The following is a 21347-nucleotide window of genomic DNA, read 5'->3' on the forward strand; positions in this document are numbered from 1 at the left end:
CAGTCAGGACTTAGACAAAGATACTTTACTATATATAGAGTCAAAAAACTATTGTGCAATAGTTTGAAACTCCATATCTATGGTCTATGGGTAAGTCATAATAGTAAAAACTTAAATAAATTTATGATTGACTACATTTTTCAGGTCAAAAGATTTGAAAACAGTCAGGACTTAGACAAAGATACTTTACTATATATAGAGTCAAAAAACTATTGTGCAATAGTTTGAAACTCCATATCTATAGTCTATCGGTAAGTCATAATAGTAAAAACTTAAATAAACTTATGATTGACTACATTCGTAACGGCGAAGAAATTTACCGCCAATCTTTTGGTATAATTCGTTCTGAAGCTAAACTAGACAGTTTACCTACTGACTTAGCTGATATTGCAGTCAGACTCATGCACGCCTGTGGAATGACAGATATCGTGCCAGACTTAGCAACTTCAGCAGATGCAGTACAAATAGGTCGCACTGCCTTAATTAAAGGCGCACCTATTCTCTGTGATACCCAAATGGTAGCTAATGGAATTATTCCCCATCGCTTACCTGCTAATAACCAAATTATTTGTACCCTCAACGATCCAGAAGTTCCAGAAATGGCAAAAAAAATTAATAATACTCGTTCCGCAACTGGTGTAGAATTATGGAAACCTCTGATTAATGGTGCAGTTGTCGCTATTGGCAATGCCCCAACTGCACTGTTTCACTTACTAGAATTATTAGATGAGGGAATGGCAAAACCCGCTCTTATTTTAGGTTTTCCTGTAGGTTTTGTCGGTGCAGCAGAGTCAAAAGCAGAACTGGCAACCAATAGTCGGGGTGTTCCATTTATTACATTGCATGGACGACGGGGTGGAAGTGCCATAGCTGCTGCTGCTGTTAATGCTTTAGGGAACGAAAGACTTGCCAAGGATTAAAATCCTTAGCTGATTGATAGCTTAAGTCTTAAGTCATATCAAATCCGCTGGCTTTCGAGAATAAGGTTCTACCATCAGTATTGGCTAAGACTCTTAGTTTGTAGGGTTTGGTCTTCAACTTATCGGGAACCTTACCCTCTACAAACTCAAAATTTTTCCAATACTGTAGGTATTAACTATTAACTAAAAAAGCTGATAACTGAAAAAGTGATGACAGAACTAGGAAAACTATATGGATTAGGTATTGGACCAGGAGACCCAGAGTTACTAACTCTCAAAGCACACCGGATTTTAACGACCGTTCCTATAATTGCTTACCCTGCTTCCGAAAATGGCAAATCTCTAGCACGAGCGATCGCTGCTGAGTTTATTCGTTCTGACCAAATTGAAATTCCGATACATTTACCTTTTAATGTTAACGAGTCATCAGCACCCTATTACGATCAAGCTGCTGAACAGATTGGCGAACATCTAAAAACTGGGCAAGATGTAGCAGTTTTGTGCGAGGGAGAACCGATGTTGTATGGCTCGTTTATGTATATTTTTCAGCGACTTTCAGGGCAGTTTCCCACAGAAGTTGTACCGGGAATTTCTTCAACTTTAGCAAGTGCAGCTATGCTAGGAGTACCACTTACTTACCGCCATGATGTTTTGAGTATTATACCCGCTACTTTAGATGAAATTAAATTACGCGATCGCCTCATAGTTGCTGATGCGGCAGTAATTATCAAATTAGGCAGACATTTTGCTAAAGTCCGGAAGATATTAGATGAGTTAGGGTTGTTAGAGCGATCGCTTTATATTGAAAGAGCAACCCAAACCGAGCAAAAAATTATTGATATTACTGAAGTCGAAGCAAAAGAAGTTCCTTACTGGAGTTTAATTTTAATTCCTAGTAATTAGGTGCTGATTAAATCTATTAGGATTGAAATATACAGGACTTACACAGAACTACCATATCTGGTAGGGGCGAATGGCATTCGCCCTCTATATAAATATTACCATCAATTTCTCAACTACCTTTCTTTTAATTTAGATTTTTTCATTTGACCATTATTTGCTACAATACTCAATAATAAATAATTGATAAAGCTCAATTTTATCTCATTAAAAAACAGCTCAATGCCTGCAAAATACTTTTATCATAATACTGTAAAAACTGCCCTAATTAAAGATGGTTAGACTATTACCAAAGACCCACTAATTCTCAGGATTGGTACTCGTAATGTTCAAGTTGATTTAGGTGCTGAAAAATTGATTGCTGCCGAACGAGGTGCGACCAAAATAGCTGTTGAAGTCAAAAGTTTTATCAGTCCTTCTTTGATTAATGAGCTGGAAAAAGCATGGGGACAATTCTTTTTTTATAGTACAATACTTCAAAAACCAGACCCCACGTCTAATATATTTGGCAGTCGAGGGGGATATTTTTGCAACTTTATTTGAGGAAGAAGCAGGAAAACTTTTATTAGCTGAACCTGGTTTTCGCCTGTTTACTTTTGATGCTTTGATGGAGGAAATTATTCAATGGAAACCACAAATCGACTCTTAGATATAGAGGAGTGGTGCGACACTCTCTCCAAGATTTTACAATACTATGCGGATATTCCTTACTGCTATGGTGATGTGAAAACTTTTATGATTATTAGTCAAGATCGCAACCATTTTATGTTACTCCATGAAGGATGGGAAAATCGTCGTCATGTTTATGGTACTATTGTTCATGCGGAAATTTGCCATGAGAAAATTTGGATTTATTACGATGGTATTGAGGATGGAATTACGGACGAACTTGTTGCTGCTGGAGTACCGAAGGATAGAATTGTACTTGCTTTTCATCCTCCTGATGTTCGTCAGTATACCGGGTATGGAGTTGGATAGCGCAAGTCAGAAGTTAGAGCTAATCTAGTTCATAAAAATGATACAAAACTTCACTTAACCTAACAACCTGATGTTTACTTCTTGTATAGTTGGGGGGTAGGGAGATGGAGAGGTAGGGAGATTGAAGTGTAGATAGGGTTTGGTGAAAATCCTAACTTTTTATATTTTGGGCAAATAAGGTACAGGGTAAATGGTAAAATTCTTGTAGTGCAGGCCGGAAAGCCCGTATGGGGGTGTACCTCATAACAAAGAAAAACCCTTTCAATAATGGATAATTGATAATTACCCCTCCCTAAAAACGGATAGGATTGAATAAAAGGAAAAAATTTATTTCTCAAGGGGAGATTAGAAATGGCGAGGAGACCCGCTCTTACAGAGCCTCTCCGAAGTACGCCATCTCACCCTTCGGGAATATCCGCTGATTACCGCTTTTTCCCCTTTAAAGGGGAGGCTTCAAGGCGCGAATTATTTAATTATTTAATTCAGGACTTACGCAGCGACCCTAGATATAGTGCTTAAAACCCCATGCGCAATAGTTTTTTAACTCTACATATACTACTTTTGCGTAAGTCCTGTAATCATTAATTCTTCGGTATAATACCAAATAGATATCTCCAGAAAAGAGGGAACAGGGAACACTAGATATGTGGGAATAGGGAAGAATAATTGATAATTTCGTATGGGAGAATTAATTTTAATTTTTATTTTTGGAGATGTCTAATGGGTTTCTATAGTCATACTCTTGCAACTTCTTCCTTCTTACTTCTTTCTTCTTCCTTCTTCTTGATACTCTTGAATGAAAGTTTTCAACCGTTTAAGCTGGAAACTATTTGCTAGCTGCAAAATATTTTTGGCAAAATAGTTTAAGGTTGTGTCGGATGCTAGAATATTTTCGGCAACTTCTACAATACCTTGAATATCACCATCCTCAACTAGAGTGAGTAATTGTTCTAAGACTTCATTGCTCGGAGCAACAACTTCATCATCTAGCCTAACTTCATTTACCTCAGTTGATACTGTAGTCTGTTGCTGATAAATCCACTCTATATCCAGATAATGCTGTAAAATTTCCAATAATCTATCAGTCTGTATCGGTTTGGGCAAAAATACATTGGCTCCAGTATCAATAGCCTCCTGTTGATTGCTCTCAAACACACTAGCAGAAGAAGCGATCGCCACAACATCCTTGAATTTTGGCGACGAACAAATGTTTTCTAGCAATTCATAACCATTCATTACAGGCATCATTAAATCAGTAATCACTACATCTGGCAACAATACTGTCATTTTTTCTAGAGCTTCCTTTCCATTTTGTGCTTCACTCATTTCAAAGCCTAGCATTTCTAACAAACTCACCACCACCGAACGATTTTCCCAACGGTCATCAACGACTAAAACCCGGCGTTTTTTACCTTGATAACCTAAAATAGTTTCCTGGTTGAAAGTTCTGGAAGTTGTTGCCCATTCTTGTGCTTCTGAAACTTCCATATCAAACCAGAAGGTACTCCCCTTACCCGCTTGACTCTCTACTTCTAATTGACTGTCCATAAGTTTGACAATTTTTTGACTAATAGCTAATCCCAAACCTGTGCCTTCTGTCTTTTTTTTGCGATCGCCTACCTGTTCAAATGGCTGAAAAATTTTCTGCTGTTGTTCTGGAGTGATGCCTATCCCTGTATCTTTGACTTCAAAATGGAGATGATATTTTGCCTGCTTTTGTTCCAGTTTATTGGCTGTAACCACAAAGGTAACGCTACCAGAATCGGTGAATTTAATGGCATTGCCGAGGAGATTGATCAATACTTGCTGTAGTCGTTTTTCATCAGCACGAATACCTATGGGTAAATTCTCATCAGGTGCGTAGTTAAAATCTATACCTTTTTGTTCAGCTCGAATGCGACAAATTTCGGCAACACCTTGGAGAAAGGAGGGGAAATGAAACTCGTTGAGTGAGAGTTCAAGTTTACGGGCTTCGATTTTGGAGAGGTCGAGAATATCATTGATTAAGTTCAGCAGGTGAGAGCCACATTGTTTAATGATAGCAACACCTTTGCGCTCTTTATCATTCATTATTGAAGAACGTTGGAGGATTTGAGCATAACCCAGAATACCGTTGAGGGGTGTACGAAGTTCATGGCTCATATTGGCAAGAAATTCACTTTTAGCTTGATTGGCATTTTCTGCCTGTTTTTTGGATTCTTGCAGTTGTTGATTAGATTCCGCTAATTCAATGGTTCGCTCTTCAACTCTTGCCTCTAACATTTCCAATGAATCTTTCAACTGATTTGCCATTTGATTAAAAGATTGGTTTAATTCTCCCACTTCATCAAAACGTTTCAAGTCTATAGCTTCATTCCATTTTCCGCGAGCAATATCTTTGGCTGCATTATTCAAACGTAAAATCGGTTTTGTCACCCATCGCGCTGTGATAATACCAATAATGGTCGCAATAATTAAAGCAGCGATACAAAGGAAAATTGTCGTGCGAGTATTGGCATTAATTTCTGCCATGAAGTCTGATGCTGGGACGACAACAACGCATAACCAATCTATACCCTGTTGTTTGATTGGATTCACTTGAGCCAACAACAACTTTCCATCAATTTTGAAGCTGAACTGTTGTGCTTCGGTGATTTGGGAAAGATCGCCAAAAGAATTAACCAAATATTGAGCTGTGATTTTAGTTAGGGTATTTTGACTGTTTTTTGCCTGGAGTCGTTGTGCTTTTTCATCTTTTTTTCCTGGTATAAATGGCTGTTCAGATGTTGAACTACCAATTAGATTTCCTGAAGGTTCAATCAGAAAAACTTCACCTGAAGGACTAATCCTAAGTTCACGCAGAAAATCACTAATCAAACTGAGAAGAAGGTCAATTGCTAAAACTCCTTGAAAGTTTCCAGCTTCATCCTGAATGGGTGCAGAGAAAGTAATTCCAAGTATGCCATCTGAGAAATTGTAAACTGGACCCCAGGTGGGATGACCTGCTTCTACTGCGGTAACATACCAAGGTCTTTGTCGCGGATAAAAGGGTTTGGAGTAAAGCAACTGAGTTCGCTGACCTTGCTCATCTATAGCGTAAGTATTGCGAACTGGAAAGTCTATAATATCTCTAACCACAAATGTTCCATCAGGTTCACGTCGGGCGAAGGCATATTCTCCAATTTCAGGGTTACCTGCAAAATAAATACTGCGAACAGACTCGAAAAGCTGAACTTGTTTCCATAAATGCTGTTCTAAAGCATCCCGGTTATTTACACTCAGTTGGTTCAATTGAAAAGCATTGATATTAGTTTGAGTAATAATTTGAGGATATTCTAAGTAATCTTTAATGTGGTCTTGAACTCGGTTAGTGATTTCATTTTGTAAATCAAATGCTAATTTGTTAACCGCTTTCTCTGAATTTTTGAAAGAAAGATAACCTACCAATCCAACGGCTGTGAGAATTTGCAAAATAAAGGGAATAATTAAAACGATTCTCAGAGACTTTTGGTGAGTTAATTTGTTGATTAGTTTATTCATGGTTTGAGTTATAGCGCTGCGCGCAGGGAACAGGGAACACTTAACTGGGAACACTTAACTGGGAACAGGGAGAATAAATTGCCGATAATATAAGGCTTTTAGCTATTGGATACCTCCTGCAATTTGTAAGACGTGCCAGCACACATTACTATATATAGGAAGGAAGAGGGAAGAAGGAAGAGGGAAGAAGGAAGAGAATCAAGTGAAAAGGCACAAAGTTTTCATCAATTATGCTAATTTGATAAATGTTTGTTACAAATAGTAGAAGCAAGAAAGAAGGAAGAAGGCAGAAGAAAGAAACCTTCAACAAAAAAGCATAAACGACAGAGTTAACTATCTAAAATTAATTCGGGCAGCTATTTTTAAGCATTTCCGAGAAAGATTTACCTTTTTGTATCATTCTTTTTTTGAAATAGTATTACAGCAATGCATGAGGATGGTGAGGTACAGTTGAAGATTAATCTCTATCCACTGTAACACAGGCTTCCAGCCTGTAACAAGCAGGATGCTTGTGTTACCAAAATTACTAAATCAGGACTTACGCAAAGGGGCTAGTTCTAGAGTCTATATATAGAGTCCAAAAACTATTGGACAATAGTTTTAAACGCTATATGTGGTTTTTTCTGCTCTTCAAGCTTCTTCCTTACTTTCTCTATACAATACTGATGCCACCAGTAGTTTCAACGATCGGAATTTGGATTGTAAATTCTGCTCCCGATCCAACTTGAGAATTTACATCAAGTGAACCATTGTGTTGTTCGACAACAATTTGATGAGCGATCGCTAGTCCTAAACCTGTACCTTTGCCGACTGATTTTGTGGTAAACATTGCCTCAAACAATCGTGGTTTAATAGACTCAGGAATCCCAATTCCGTTATCTGCAATTTTGATAACGATTTCTTCCTCCGACAAATTTGTTTGAGTTGTAATTTTAATTTTTGGCAGCCAATCTCCCAATTTTCCCTGAATCATTGTTTCATCCAAAGCATCAATTGCATTTGCTAAAATATTCATAAATACCTGATTCATTTGTCCAGGATAACACAGAACTGAAGGCAACGAGCCATAAGACTTAATAACTTCGATTGGCGAGCGATCGCCTTTACCTTTGAGGCGATGTTGCAAAATTATCAGTGTACTATCTAAACATTCATGTAAATCTGCCAGAACTTTAGTTTCATTATCCAAACGAGAAAACATCCGGATTGAGGTTGAAATATTCTTGATCCGATCTGCACCTAATCTAAAAGAGTTTAAAATTTTCGTTATATCTTCCAGGACAAATTCGAGAGCTAAATCCTCGATGGTTTCCCTTAACTCTAGTGAAGGAGTGGAATATTCCTGCTGATAAAGATTTAGAATTTCAGTCATTATAGTTATATACTCTTGCAGTGGCTTAATATTATTGACAATAAAGTTGATGGGATTATTCAGTTCATGCCCAATCCCCGCCACCATTTCCCCAAGACTAGAGAGTTTTTCTTGCTGCACCAGTTGAACTTGGGCTTTTTGCAAAGTAGCCGTGCGATCGCGAACCTGTGCTTCCAGGGATTCTGTTAGAGATTTTAGTTGCAAATGTACTCGCACTCTTGCTAAAACTTCGGCCGACTCAAAGGGTTTGGGAATATAATCAACCGCACCGAGAGCAAATGCTTTGGCTTTACTTTCTGTATCAGCAAAGGCAGTAATAAAAATGATCGGAATGCCTTGGGTTGCCGGATTTGTTTTAAGTTGGCGACAGGTTTCAAATCCATCAATTCCAGGCATTTGCACATCTAGCAAAATCAGTTCAGGTTGATTCCGCTCAACTAAGGCCAAAGCAGTTTCTCCATCCATTGCTACTCGAAAACGAAACCCAGCACCACCCAGGGTTTCTGAGAGTACCGATAAGTTGGTAGGGTTGTCGTCCACAATTAATATAAGTGGAGAGTTTTTATTTGTTAACATTACATTTTTTTTTCAATTTTAATATCATAAAAAGACTTGGAAACTGGCTTTTATAGTTATTTTTAATTAGGACTTACCCACGAACGTTAAGAGAATCAGGCTTTGTAGGGACGGGTTACGGTTCCCGAAAAATCACAGCTGTGCACTATTTTAGGTGAAACAGTCCACTACTAATAGCGTTCATACTATTTTCAATTTTAATATCATAACTGGACTTTTGAAAACTGGCTTTTATAGGTAAGCATTTCCTGCGGAATGCTTACTTTTATAGTTATATTTAATTCTAAATTTAAGCTACTGAAAAATCAGTTAAATGCCGATTTTTAGGACGAATAAATCCTAAAATAATATCTTCTTTAGGAATCTCTAATTCTAAAAGTTCTAGAGCAATTCCTACTTCAGTTCCATCTGACTCTATCCAGATTTTTTCTCCGACAATTCGTAGATGCAAAACAACAGCATAAACTCGCCCTGTTTCATCCCATTCTGTATCTATCAACAAGTAATTATCAGTTATTGAATCGCAAATAAATAGTGCTTCAATATTTCCATGACTTGGTTTATATTGGGCGTGTTTTTGCATTATTTGGGTAATAGTTTTTCGGTAAATTTCTAATTTAGCCATTGAATAATTACCTCCATATCTGGATTAAAAATTAACAAATAAATTGATTGGTAACTGACAATATCTTGAATAGCAGGTTGTTGAAAAAAGTCTTGATAAACTTCTTCAGGAATTGCTAAATATAATTTCCTTTCTGGGTTAACGCGACATAATATACTTCGATACATATTGTACTGCCCAATTGCTTTTTTTTTGTAGTTCAGTTACTTGTGAAGGACTATTAAAAACTTTAATTTCTACAGCAATTTTTTGTTCTGCTCTTTCAGCAGTTAATAGTTTTTCCGCTCCTAAATCTGCATATAGACGCAATCCTTTATATTCTAAAGTATAAGGGTCATCAGTGATAGTCCAGCCTTCTTTTCTCAATCCATTCTTAACTTCGTTGTGATATAAATCGTACTGTGGCATTATCTAAATTTTAATTTATTTCTTGAATATCTGAGGATTCAAAAACAATTCTTCTGCTCATTGTTTGTTTGTTGCGCAGGAGTAAGTAGGAACTAACTATGGTTAGTCCCTACTTTATGGTCTATTTAAGAAACCTTAAACCGCATTTGAATCAGTCGCCAAATTTCGCCAACCCATAAAACAATAGAAGTACCACCAATAATTATTAACCAATCTCTTAAAGATAGAGGAACTGTTCTAAATACAACTCCACCATATTGCACTATCAAAATTTGCCCTCCGAAAATTAATGCAGCGATCGCTAGAAAACTGCTATTTTTACTAATACTAGAAAATGCAGATTCTTTTAAACCAAAACATTTAGCATTGAACATATTCCAAAATTGTAACATTACAAATGTGGTAAAAAATAAAGATAATTCATAAGGAGTTACTACCTGGTCTTTTTGGATATATAACAAGAAACCAACGAAAAATACTAAGAATATTGATGCTACTGAAAAAATACTCACTGTCATTGGTTGAGAAATAATAAAATCTTCTGGATTTCTCGGTGGTTTCTCCATGACTTTTTCACTGGGGGGTTCCGTTGCTAAAGCTAGAGCAGCAAAAGTATCCATAATCAAATTCACCCATAATAGTTGAATCACAGTAAATGGCAGATTAATGCCAATAAACGGACCTAATAAAGCTATCCCACAAGCAGCCACATTTATGGTTAACTGGAAAAGGATAAATTTCTGAATGTTTTGGTAAAGCGATCGCCCCCACATGACTGCATTTTCAATACTACCAAAAGAGTCATTCAAAATTATGATGTCACTTGCTTCCTTGGCAACAGAAGTACCACTCCCCATTGATAAACCTACCTGTGCTTGATTTAAAGCTGGTGCATCGTTAGTACCATCTCCTGTAACTGCTACTACTTCCCCACTTGCTTGTAGTAGTTGCACAATACGTTGCTTGTCTTGGGGACGCGCTCTGGCAATCACTTTCACTTTTTGCACCATTGCTAAAGCTGCTGCATCATCCAACTCCCGGAGTTGTTTACCAGTGATACATGAATCATTAGTATCATCCTCAGTTATAATCCCAATTTCACGACCGATTTGCATTGCTGTCAAAGGACTATCTCCAGTAATCATTTTAACTGTAACACCAGCTTTTTGACATATTGCTACTGCTGGGGGTACTTCCTCTCGTACTGGATCAGCGATCGCTAAAAAACCTAACCAAATCAATTCTTGATATTGTTGAAGTTCTTTTCCTGGTTCGTAGTTTTGAGGTTCGGGAATGTAGGCAAATCCCAAAATTCGTCTGCCAATAGTTTGACACCTATTTAATTCTTCTAAAATAGATACTTTTTGAGAACTTACCAAACTTTGAACTCCATCTGAGGTGAGAATTTGATTGCAACTGAGTAACAATAGTTCTGGCGCACCTTTAATATGAAGTATTTTTTCCTCTGTGGTAGAGGAAACTCCGAGAGTTGCCATATATTTTCTATCTGAAGAAAAAGTTAACTGATTGATGATTTCAAAATTTTCTCGTTTGTCAAGATAGTCAATTTTGTTTTTCTCTAACCACAGTAGCAAAGCTCCTTCTGTCTGATTTCCGAGAGGAATAGATTCTTGACCTTTCCTACGTTCTAAGTTAGCTGTACTGTTAGCACAGATTGCTTCAACTATAATACTGTTAGCATTGAGAGCTTTATTTTCAAAACTAGGAAAATGTACATCACACACCTGCATTTTGTTTTGAGTCAAAGTACCTGTTTTATCAGAACAAATCACCGTTGTTGCGCCAATAGTTTCGCAAGCGTGCATCCGACGAACTAAATTATTTTGTTTAGTCATTTTTTGCATACTGTAGGCAAGACTCAGGGTGACACTTAGAGCTAATCCTTCGGGTACGGCAACAACGATAACGGCAACAGCAATCATAAAATATGTGAGGAACTTGAGGGCGACATCTCCAGTTATCCAGTCAGTCGGAGAAGTAGGAACCCATTCTAGATAGTAACCAACTCCGATACTGATGCCAGATATTGCTAGAGCAATCAAAATATTTTTTAACCAGGCACTTGCGCTATCATCTCCCAACCATTCGGGTACTTCTATTTCTTTACCTATTGATTCTAATCCATCTATAATTATTGGTAACCATATCCTAGTTAAGGCAACAACTAAACTAATCACAAAGATAGTGATAATGTACCATTGTCTCAAGTTGAGGTCGAGTTCTTTGGTGAAAATACCTCTGGCGACTAAAGCAATATCAATCAAGACTGCAAAAACTAAACCAAGAATACCAATCAAATTACTGAGACGTTCGAGTTGCAAATTTAGAGGCGTTTCTACATCTGCAATATCAAGAACACATCTAGCAGTTTTACCGATTTCTGTACCATCTCCAACTGCTGTGATTTTGATAATTCCATGTCCATCATTGACTATTGTATCACGCAAGACTTGATTGGGAGGATAAGCATAGTTAGTATCGTTGTTATAAGATAAATTTGTCTCCGCTCTTTTAGTAACTGGTCTTGCTTCCCCAGTTAAATTAGCTTCATTAACTTGTAGAGAAACTGCTTCTATTACTTGACCATCTGCTGGAATTTCGTCTCCTGTTTCTATGAGTACAAAATCCCCTACTACTAAGTCTTTTTTCGGAATAGTTGTAACGTTATTATCCCGAATTGCTGTGATTAGTATTTCATCATTTACTTGGTTCAGAATATCAAATTCTTTGTTAGCTTTATACTCATTGAAAAAAGCAACAGTTGTAGCTAGTAGAATCGCAACAATAACTCCTAAACCTTCCACATAATTACCTTCAAAAATCCCCACAGTAATAGCAATAACAGCAGCGATTATGAGAATCCGAATTACTGGGTCATCGAACTTTTCTAACCATAACTTCCACCAAGGGGATCGCTTAGGTGGCGTGAGGAAATTAGAACCATATTTTTCTCTACTTGCCTCAACTTCAGCTTTGGTAAGACCTCGATGACGGCTTTGTTTTTGGTCTAGTTCTTGAGTTTTTTGCACTGATTAATCTCCTTACTAAAATATGATTTAGTTAGTTTTTGAGTAACTTTATTATTTTATCATTTTTGTACTAATATACCTTAAAATCAAATTTTTGTCTATAGATATTTATAATTTGGAAAATTAGTATATTTTGTTAGGTTTTGCATATACAAAAAATTCGTAAAAAAAATTTTAGGGGTTTGGTCAGAACAGATAACGCTTTGAGCCTTTTTAGGCGTTGAAACAGTATCTAGTTTTTGGCTATTGTCGTCTCAAAATGGTAAAACTTTAAGCCTAATGATCAGAAAATTTGGCCGTAGCAGATACTCTAAACTTTTCCCTCTCTTGGTTATCCATTTCTCAACCGCTGTTCCCACTTAAGTGTTCCCTTTCTTAACTAATAAACTTTTGAGCGCAAACCCTATTTAGGATAACTATAGAACCCCTAACTGTACCTTTATAGCGCTGCTTCTAGGAAACAGGTATGTAGGAAGAATGAATAGCTTATAGTATAAGGTTTTTAGCTATTGGACACCTGCTGCAATTTCTAAATATTACAGCAATGTATGAGGATGGTGAGGTACACTTAAATATCTTTGTAGGCTTCCAGTCTGTAACAACCTGGAAGGTTGTGTTACCAGAATTCGACTATTTAACAAATAATAAAATTTTGTACCTCAGGCGCCTCCGAAACTGCTGTAAGTGCGGACATTGCTATACAAAGGTGTGTTTTTTTTCGTCAGGAGTCAACCCACCCCTGACCCCTCCCAGGAGTGGAAATAGGGAAAAAGCTAGAGTTAGAGCCTTATATTCACCATCCCCCCATCTCCCCTCCCCATTTCCCCATCTCCCCAGCTAATTTTATAGAGCCGTTTAGGGGCTAACTACTGAAACCAAACAAGTATTTTTGGTGAACTAGGGAGTTCTGTTAGCAGCAGAAAACATAGAAGCAACTAGATTTCCATTGAGAGATCAATTTTCTCAATAAATGTTCTTTTTTCTTAGGACTTACGCAAGGCAAGGTATTTACCTCATTGCGCGACTCGCAGCGCCAGCAACAGCGTTTTGCTCCGCATTCTGGACTGAAAACAATCTTAAATGTACAAAAATCGTTCCCAATGCGTAAGTCCTGTTTCTATCGCAATATTAAAGATCAAACAATCCATTAACGTGACATAAGTCACTAATTTCCATGAGAAATGTCACTTAAAATCAAGGTTGTTATCACATTCATTAACCTTTGAATAATATAATAAGTCTATTGGTTAATAACAATTATTTCTTCTCAATTAACTATTTACATATAGGAAAAATAGCAACTATTAATGTGACATCAATCACTAATATCCAGGATAAATATCACTGGAAATTAAGGTTGTTATCACATTGAGTAACCTTTCAATAATATAATAAGTCTATTGGTTGATAACAATTATTTTTCCTCAAAATTTTACATATATTTACATATAAAAAAAAGTGGTGGTTTTTGTTAAAAAACTTGCTAAATAGGGTATCCGTAAAATTGCTGAAACAGCAAAAAATATCTGTAACTTATCAGGTTAGTGTTAATACTTATTCCCTTAATTATGATTTTTTTATAGATAAAGTGTAAGTATTTTTGGGGATGTAAATAAAGAGAAAATTATTCTGTAAAATCAAAGATATTAACTTTAATATTTATCTAGTTTTAAGACCAATATATTACTCTTTATAAAAACTATTCTCTTTTAATTTTTACTTATTTGATTTTAACTATTAGCAAATTTTTATCAAAAAAAGTATTTTTTTTGGCAATTCAAATACATTTATTATAAAATATCTCAGGATAATTGTATTTTTTATATTCAAAAAAACAGAGTAAATCATATCTAAAAAAACAGTATAAGACAATGATATATATTAAAAAAAAAACATATTTATAAATATTAAGCATCTATACATTTCTTCAAAAGAAGAAATAAATCAGTATTATTACACAAGAATTTTTTTAAAGGGTTGCAAAATACTTCCGGAGGTATATAATAGGTTTAGTAAAAATTGATATAAATCAAATAACAATTTTTCTTAAAAATACATATTAAGTATTTAGTAAAATCACAATACTTTAATATAATCTTTTTTCTACTATATCAATTACTGTCGTTTATTTTGATAACAAGAACCATGAAACAACCAACTACACAAGACCAATATATGGTCGAATTAATTAACATAAGTCCCATAGAACCAGCAGGAGAAGTTGATTACTATGAGATAGACCGAAATGAAACAGTTAGCGCACAAAATACAATTTATACAACTCCAAAAAAAACTCTAGCATTCAAACTCAACCTCAATACTTCTAGGTTATAGTCAATGGCTACTAGATAACAACCTTCGGATGCAACTGCATTCCGATCCTGTTCTCCGGGAAAATGCTTCTGGTTTAACCACAGGAACAGGTATCTATAGTAATGTGCGCACTTAATATTTACAAATCACAGGAACTTTCCAATAGCTAAAAGTCTTATGTTATAAGCAATTTATTCCTTCTGTTCCCAGATTCGCTGTTCCCTGCGCACACCGCTATATAGCAATAATGGTACCGAAATGAACTAATTGCTATTGTTGATGAAATTACATGGATAGATGATAGTAATTTCATTATAGCAACAGCATTTTAGTCAGCAATCATAGAAACTTATAGTAATCAACAATTAAAAGAAAAAGAAAAATGATGCAAATATTTGGTAATAAATCGCAATTTGCCATTAGCTTTGATCTCGACCCAAATTATGCTGGAGTTTGGCTATACGGAAGATTCTGCTATTGGATTGGAAACAGACAAGTTGGCAATTTTCAACTAAGTACGTCACTGCGTGATTTACTTTGGGGATTGCGCTCTCATGTTATAGACAACGGAAATCGTGAGTATCAATCTCTTGGTGAGCTTCCTAGAGATGAATTATTCCGAACTTTAGATTATGCATTATATGGAGATGATTTTAAGTATGAATCTATTGCCACACAAGAGTGTTGGAGCCGTTTTAATATTGGCTTTCAAATAGATATTTTTGATAGCTGGAAAATTTTTCTTTTAGATACATCATCTTGCTCGCGAATTATATACAAAAATCATCCCCACACTGATATAGTGGAATTTTGTATACCACGAGGAATGTTTGATCGGGCAATTACTAACGCTTTTAACACTTTATTTGATATTTACAATGAGGAAGTAGCTGGACTTTTGGAAAAAAATGTCTTAAATTTGAAGCAGGAAATGTGGGTTTAAAACTTTTATTATCGTGACTTACGCACGCGCAACGCAATTTTGTCATTGCGTCAGCAAGTGACAGCGTTTCGCTCCGCGACATGAATGCGGAGCGTTAACGCGCGTTATGCGAAGCGCATAACGCTGTCGCTTGCGCTGCGAGTCGCGCTGCTTATAGCAATGCATGAGGATGGTAAGGTACACTTAACAACTACTGCTGTTCAGCCTTCGTTTGCTGTAACAACCACCGAAGGTTGTGTTACTAAAATTACTAAATAAAATTTTGTACCTCACGCGCCTCCGAAATTGCTGGAAGTCCTGATAATTTTATCTACACTTCAACCTCCCCATCTCCCCATCTCCCACAACTATATAACGAGTATTCAACCGGATTTTATATAAGTTGGAGAAGAAGGGGTTAGCGATCGTTAACCTATACACTCATCAATAATAATTCATAACTTACGGAAATGTACTATATATAGCAGGACTTACACGGGAGGCACTATATATAGAGTATTGGTGCGTTGTGCGCTTTTCATGTCGCGCAGCGTTTCGGCGCTTGAGCCGACAAAGCGGAGCTTTGCGGAACGCAAAACGCACCCTACCAATAGCGTTCGTGCTTAAGTCCTATATAGATTAAAAAAAACTATTGCGTATGGGGTTTTAAGGACTATATCTAGAGTCGTTTAACTGAAATGATAGAGTGAAATCTTGTTAACCTTTATCTAGCAATGGTCTTAAGATGCTTATCACCCCGTGAAATTTTAGACAATAGGCTATCAAAGGCAAATGCCATATCCAATCGACAAAGACATGGTATTTCTGCGGTTGATAAAAATTAGTTTTTCTCAAATATTTGCGTATATCTACATATATAAACAATGGTAAATATTGTGAAAATACTTGCTAAATAAGGTATCAGTAAAATTACCAAAACAGAAAAAAAAAGTTGCAAATTCTCAGTTTAGCGTTAATAGTTATTCCCTTCAATTTGATTGTTTTTGAAGTAAAAATCAGTATTTTTAGGTATATTAATTAAAAAGGTATTATCCTGAAGGATTAAAAATAATAATTTGATCTTTGATGTCGTTTTTAATATTGATTCTTTACTTTCTAAAAAAAACATATTTTCTTTGATATTTAATGATTTAATCTTCAATTTTAACGATTTTTTCTCTATTAAATCTATTTTTTAGCCAATTAAAACTTTTTATCATAAACTAATCCAGAATAATTTATTTTTTTTATATATTAAAAAAAAAGCAGAAAAATCATAAACATTACAACTAATATAAGAAAATTAATTTTATTTAAAACACCACTTTTGTTTCAACATTAAGCATAGCTTTCTTTCTTTAAAATGATAATTAATTCAGTGTTTTTACACAACAAAAAAAGTTTTATATTGGGGGTTACAAAATAACTCTTAAGGTATATACTATATTTATTAAGAATTGGTGAAGGTGAAATAACAATTCCTCCTAAAACTACAAATCAAGTAGTTAGTCAATTCACAATAATTAAATAAAAAAATAATTTTTACTTGATCAATTACTGTCGTTTATTTTTACAAAAAGAACCATGACACAACCAACTGCACAAGATCAATATATGCTCGAATTAGTTAACAGAGGTCGCCTAGATCCAGCAAAAGAAGCTGATAGCCATAGCATAGACCTCAATGAAGGAGTTAGCGCAGAAAATCTAATTTCCACAACTCCAAAACAACCTCTAGCATTTAACCTCAACCTCAATACTGCTGCTGAAGGTCATAGTCAATGGCTACTAGATAACGACCTATTTAGCCACACAGGAGCAAATGGCACAAACTCCAGGGAACGTATGGAAAATGCTGGCTACACATTCACAAGTCCCTCCGGTAGTGGGGAAAATATTGCTGTGCTAGGAACAGAAGGTAACCTTGACTTCACTAAGTTTGTGGAGGAAAACTACGAAAACCTATTTATTGACAAAGACTATCCTGATCGGAGTCATCGTGTAACTTTGATGAACCCTAACTTTCAGGAAATCGGGATTTCTTCACTACAAGGAGAATTTACTAATGGTGCTACAACTTTCAACTCAGTGATGAGTACCCAAGACTTTGCCTATTCTATGGCGAGAGGACCATTTATTACAGGTGTTGCCTACACTGATGAAGATGAAGATAACTTTTATACGGTTGGTGAAGGAATAGGTGGAATAAAAGTTAAGGCAGTTGATATAGACAATAGTGCTAATACTTTCATAACCACTACTTGGAATGCAGGTGGTTATAGTTTAGATGTTAACCCAAATGCAACTTACAAAGTAACCTTTTCTGGTGATTTTGATCAAGATGGTCAAGCAGACGATACGAAAATTTATACAGTTACAGTTGGTTCCGAAAACGTAAAACAAGATCTAGTCACTGAAAACTTTCCTTCTACTACTTCTCCTTCTACTACCTCTCCAACTGTTATGACTTCTAGAGACGATAATCTCACTGGAGATTCTACTGCTGAATACATTAAAGTTTTAGCAGGCGACGATATCGTGTTTGGTAGTGATGGCAACGATACTATTGATGGTGGAGTCGGTAATGATATTCTCAATGGTGGTAATGGTCAGGATATCCTTAATGGTGGAACAGGTAATGATACCCTAAAAGGGGGAAAAGATGCTGACGAACTCAATGGTAATGAAGGCAATGATTTGCTAAAAGGACAAGGTGGTAATGATATTCTCAATGGTAACGCTGGTAATGATAAGCTCATTGGTGGCGCGAGTAAGGATATTCTCAATGGTGGCAATGGTAATGATAAGTTAATTGGTGGTTCTGGTAAGGATATTCTTAATGGTGGCGCTGGTAATGATAAGTTAATTGGTGGCGCTGGTAATGATATTCTCAATGGTGGCAATGGTAATGATAAGTTAATTGGTGGTTCTGGTAATGATAAGTTAATTGGTGGCGCTGGTAAGGATATTCTTAATGGTGGTGCTGGTGCAGATTTATTTATCTTAGGTGATAGCCAGATTTACTATGATGATAATGGTGAAGCAGATTACGCCCTTATTTGTACTTTTAATGCGGCTAAAGGCGATCGGATTCAACTATTTCCTGATACTGACTATGTTCTCCGGGAAAATGTTTCTGGTTTACCAGCAGGAACAGCTATCTATAGCAACAATGGTAGTGAACTAATTGCTGTTGTTGATGGAGTTACAGGTATGGATAATAGTGATTTCATTACACCAACAGCATCTTAGTCGAGACAAGCGATCGCCAGATTATTTTGAAATTTTAATTGATTCATAAGAAAAGAATTAATATTTTGCCGACGAATAACTATCTTTGTTTTGTTAGTTATATCATGTCCAGTTGAATAGTTAGGGTTTGCTGAAAAAGAAGGAAACAGGAAACAACTTAGACTATGATAGTCAGGGTTAAAATTTTATCATTTTGAGACAACAATAGCCAAAAACTAGGTACTTTTTTCGACATAAATAAAAAGGATAAAACCTTTATTTATCAAAACTTTTAGATTTACATAAATTTCGGAAGCGCGTGAGGGAGGTACAAAATTTTATTTAGTCAGGACTTACGCCGTTACCCTAGATATAGTGGTTAAAACTATTGTACAATAGTTTTTTTACTATACTACGACTTACGCATGAACCCTATTGGTAGGGTGCGTTAGCGTAGCGTAACGCACCAATACTCTATGTAGCGTAACGCACCAATACTCTATGTAGCGTAACGCACCAATACTCTATATAGCGTAACGCACCAATACTCTATGTAGCGTAACGCACCAATACTCTATATAGCGTAACGCACCAATACTCTATGTTATAGTGCCTTTGCGTAAGCCCTGTTAGTAATAAGTGGTGACAGAACCTTCCAGGTTGTTATAGCCTTGAACGCTGTGTTAAAGTGGATAGAGATTAATCTGCAATCGACCAAGATCAAAAAAATTCCTTTTAGTCAATCTTCTTCTCTATAGAACCCCTAACCGTATCTTTGCGCGCGGTGCAGATTTTTGGCAAAGGAGACAGGAAGCCAACCCACCCCTAACCCCGACCTTGGAGGTTAACTCAGGAGATAGATAAATAGAATAGAGAAACAAAAATAGCCCCATATTGACCATCTCCCCATCTCCCCATCTCCCCGGCTAATTTTAGAGACCCATTTAGGGGTTCTATAATAACGAGGTAATAATTAATTATAAAACACCCCCTAGTAACATTCACCAGGACTTACGCAAAACAATGGGTTTCTTTCATTACATCACCCCAGCTTTGCGATAGCAAGCGACAGCGTTTTGCGCTTCGCAAAACTTTCCTGGCCGAAAGCAATCTCAAATGCCCAAAATTGGTTCCCAATGCGTAAGTCCTGGTTCACTAAGCCAGATTTTGTATTAGTTGTTATCAATAAATTTAGCGATCGCTTCCTTAACTAACATCTGATTCTGATTTGATGGGTTATAATTTTCTGTATAATTAACTTTTTCCTCATTTAAAAAAGACTCTGAAATTGAAATTAGTCGCTGAATATTTTTTTCTGTAGCATCATCAATAGGATTATTATTTCCAGTTAATTTAAACTGTAAACGTAAATAACCTTTAGCATTACTAATACCCAAAATTTGTTCAGCCACTAAATTGTCAGCTCCTGCTTGACCATTGAGTATTAAACTAAACATAGGAATTGCCCATTCAGATAAACCCCAATCTACAACTTGTTCAAATTTATAAGCATTAGTAGTCTCACCTGTACCAATAGAAATCACAGAAATTTCTTCTAATTTATGACCTAGTTTAATAGCATAACCAACTGCTGCTAAAGTAGGATTATTTGCTGCCACACCACCATCAATATATGGATAACTTTTGTCTTGAATTTTTAATTCATAAGGGGGAAAATAAGTAGGTGCAGACGCAGAGGAAACACATATTTCCCAGAGTGGGATATCAGAGTACCATAGAGAATCTTGATTAACAAAAAAACTAGGGTCATCTTGATACATATTATAAGCAACTATCAAAATATTCGGTTTAACTACATCCTTAATTTTGATTGGTACTTGATTTTTAACTGTAAACTTTTTTATCACATTAATTAGACCTTGATTGGAAAATTTAGGAGCAGAAAGCCCATATTTTCTAATTAAGGGTAATCTTTTTGGAGACCAGCGACTTTGATATGGAAAAATTTCTTGTGTTTCCTTTTTATAAAGGTCAATAATTTGATTAACATTCATTCCAGAAACAATTCCTGCGGCAATTAAAGAACCTGTGGAAGTACCAGCAACTAAATCAAAATATTCTTGTAAAGATTGACCTTTACTTCCTTGAATTTGTTGTTCAATTTGTTGAAGTATTCGTGCTGCCATTACGCCACGAACTCCACCACCGTCTAAGCTCAGAATTTTAAAAGTCATAATTGTATTTTCCTCAGTAAAATAGTTTAACTGTTTAATTGTATCAAGGAAGGAAGGAAGAAGGAAGAAGGCAGAATAACAAAGGCAAAAAAATTACTTTCCTACTTCCTTTTCAACAGAATAATCATTATTAACTATCAGGAAAGAAGAATAATGAAGAATAACAAAGGCAAAAAAATTACTTTCCTACTTCCTTTTTAACAGAATAATCATTATTAACTATCAGGTAAAGAAGAATAACAAAGGCAAAAAAATTACTTTCCTACTTCCTTTTTAACAGAATAATCATTATTAACTATCAGGTAAAGAAGAATAACAAAGGCAAAAAAATTACTTTC

Annotated in this window: 15 protein-coding genes; 8 read left to right on the forward strand and 7 right to left on the reverse strand. The window is 35.9% G+C overall.

Features of this window, described 5'->3' with window-relative positions:
* The first annotated feature begins 284 nt into the window (after positions 1-284).
* From VKJ25_RS23225 to VKJ25_RS23245, 5 genes are all read left to right on the forward strand, one after another.
* Positions 285-920, forward strand: a complete 636-nt coding sequence (locus VKJ25_RS23225) for a precorrin-8X methylmutase (RefSeq protein WP_324239023.1) — start codon at positions 285-287, stop codon at positions 918-920.
* A gap of 210 nt (positions 921-1130) precedes the next feature.
* Complete coding sequence (cobI, locus tag VKJ25_RS23230; protein WP_324239024.1) at positions 1131-1823, forward strand: precorrin-2 C(20)-methyltransferase; 693 nt, start codon at positions 1131-1133, stop codon at positions 1821-1823.
* A 309-nt stretch (positions 1824-2132) separates the two neighbouring features.
* On the forward strand, positions 2133-2363 hold the full coding sequence (locus VKJ25_RS23235) for an element excision factor XisH family protein (protein ID WP_324239037.1): 231 nt from the start codon (positions 2133-2135) through the stop codon (positions 2361-2363).
* Positions 2326-2469: a PDDEXK family nuclease gene (locus VKJ25_RS23240; protein ID WP_324239025.1), complete on the forward strand. Its 144-nt coding sequence runs from the start codon at positions 2326-2328 to the stop codon at positions 2467-2469. Before VKJ25_RS23235 ends, VKJ25_RS23240 begins: the two co-directional genes overlap by 38 nt.
* A complete protein-coding gene (locus VKJ25_RS23245; protein WP_324239026.1) occupies positions 2445-2798 on the forward strand; it encodes a XisI protein in 354 nt (117 codons plus the stop codon). The genes VKJ25_RS23240 and VKJ25_RS23245 overlap by 25 nt, the downstream gene beginning before the upstream one ends.
* A gap of 759 nt (positions 2799-3557) precedes the next feature.
* Here the strand turns inward: VKJ25_RS23245 and VKJ25_RS23250 are convergent.
* The 6 genes from VKJ25_RS23250 to VKJ25_RS23275 all read right to left on the reverse strand — a co-directional run bounded on the left by VKJ25_RS23250 (position 3558) and on the right by VKJ25_RS23275 (position 12348).
* A complete protein-coding gene (locus VKJ25_RS23250) occupies positions 3558-6317 on the reverse strand; it encodes an ATP-binding protein (RefSeq protein WP_324239027.1) in 2760 nt (919 codons plus the stop codon).
* 652 nt (positions 6318-6969) lie between these two features.
* Positions 6970-8265: a sensor histidine kinase gene (locus tag VKJ25_RS23255; RefSeq protein WP_324239028.1), complete on the reverse strand. Its 1296-nt coding sequence runs from the start codon at positions 8263-8265 to the stop codon at positions 6970-6972.
* Positions 8266-8554: 289 nt separating this feature from the next.
* On the reverse strand, positions 8555-8890 hold the full coding sequence (locus VKJ25_RS23260; RefSeq protein WP_324239029.1) for a XisI protein: 336 nt from the start codon (positions 8888-8890) through the stop codon (positions 8555-8557).
* The gene (locus tag VKJ25_RS23265; protein ID WP_324239030.1) at positions 8878-9057 is read right to left on the reverse strand and encodes an element excision factor XisH family protein; all 180 of its coding nucleotides are present in this window, start codon (positions 9055-9057) and stop codon (positions 8878-8880) included. The genes VKJ25_RS23260 and VKJ25_RS23265 overlap by 13 nt, the downstream gene beginning before the upstream one ends.
* Positions 9029-9298 (reverse strand): element excision factor XisH family protein, encoded by a 270-nt coding sequence (locus VKJ25_RS23270; RefSeq protein ID WP_324239031.1) that lies wholly within the window; start codon positions 9296-9298, stop codon positions 9029-9031. Before VKJ25_RS23270 ends, VKJ25_RS23265 begins: the two co-directional genes overlap by 29 nt.
* A 125-nt stretch (positions 9299-9423) precedes the next feature.
* Positions 9424-12348, reverse strand: coding sequence for a calcium-translocating P-type ATPase, PMCA-type (locus VKJ25_RS23275; RefSeq protein WP_324239032.1), 2925 nt, complete (start codon positions 12346-12348; stop codon positions 9424-9426).
* A gap of 2145 nt (positions 12349-14493) precedes the next feature.
* Between VKJ25_RS23275 and VKJ25_RS23280 the strand changes: the two genes are divergently transcribed.
* From VKJ25_RS23280 to VKJ25_RS23290, 3 genes are all read left to right on the forward strand, one after another.
* Entirely contained in the window at positions 14494-14682 is a 189-nt protein-coding gene (locus tag VKJ25_RS23280; protein ID WP_324239033.1) for a hypothetical protein, read from the forward strand.
* A gap of 361 nt (positions 14683-15043) precedes the next feature.
* Positions 15044-15604 (forward strand): Imm42 family immunity protein, encoded by a 561-nt coding sequence (locus VKJ25_RS23285; RefSeq protein ID WP_324239034.1) that lies wholly within the window; start codon positions 15044-15046, stop codon positions 15602-15604.
* Between the two features lie 1563 nt (positions 15605-17167).
* Positions 17168-18835 (forward strand): CAP domain-containing protein, encoded by a 1668-nt coding sequence (locus VKJ25_RS23290; protein WP_324239035.1) that lies wholly within the window; start codon positions 17168-17170, stop codon positions 18833-18835.
* A gap of 1151 nt (positions 18836-19986) precedes the next feature.
* Here VKJ25_RS23290 and VKJ25_RS23295 read toward each other — a convergent pair.
* A complete protein-coding gene (locus VKJ25_RS23295; protein ID WP_324239036.1) occupies positions 19987-21009 on the reverse strand; it encodes a patatin-like phospholipase family protein in 1023 nt (340 codons plus the stop codon).
* Positions 21010-21347 lie beyond the last annotated feature (338 nt).

The organism is Okeania sp. (assembly GCF_035285525.1).
Lineage (GTDB): Bacteria > Cyanobacteriota > Cyanobacteriia > Cyanobacteriales > Microcoleaceae > Trichodesmium.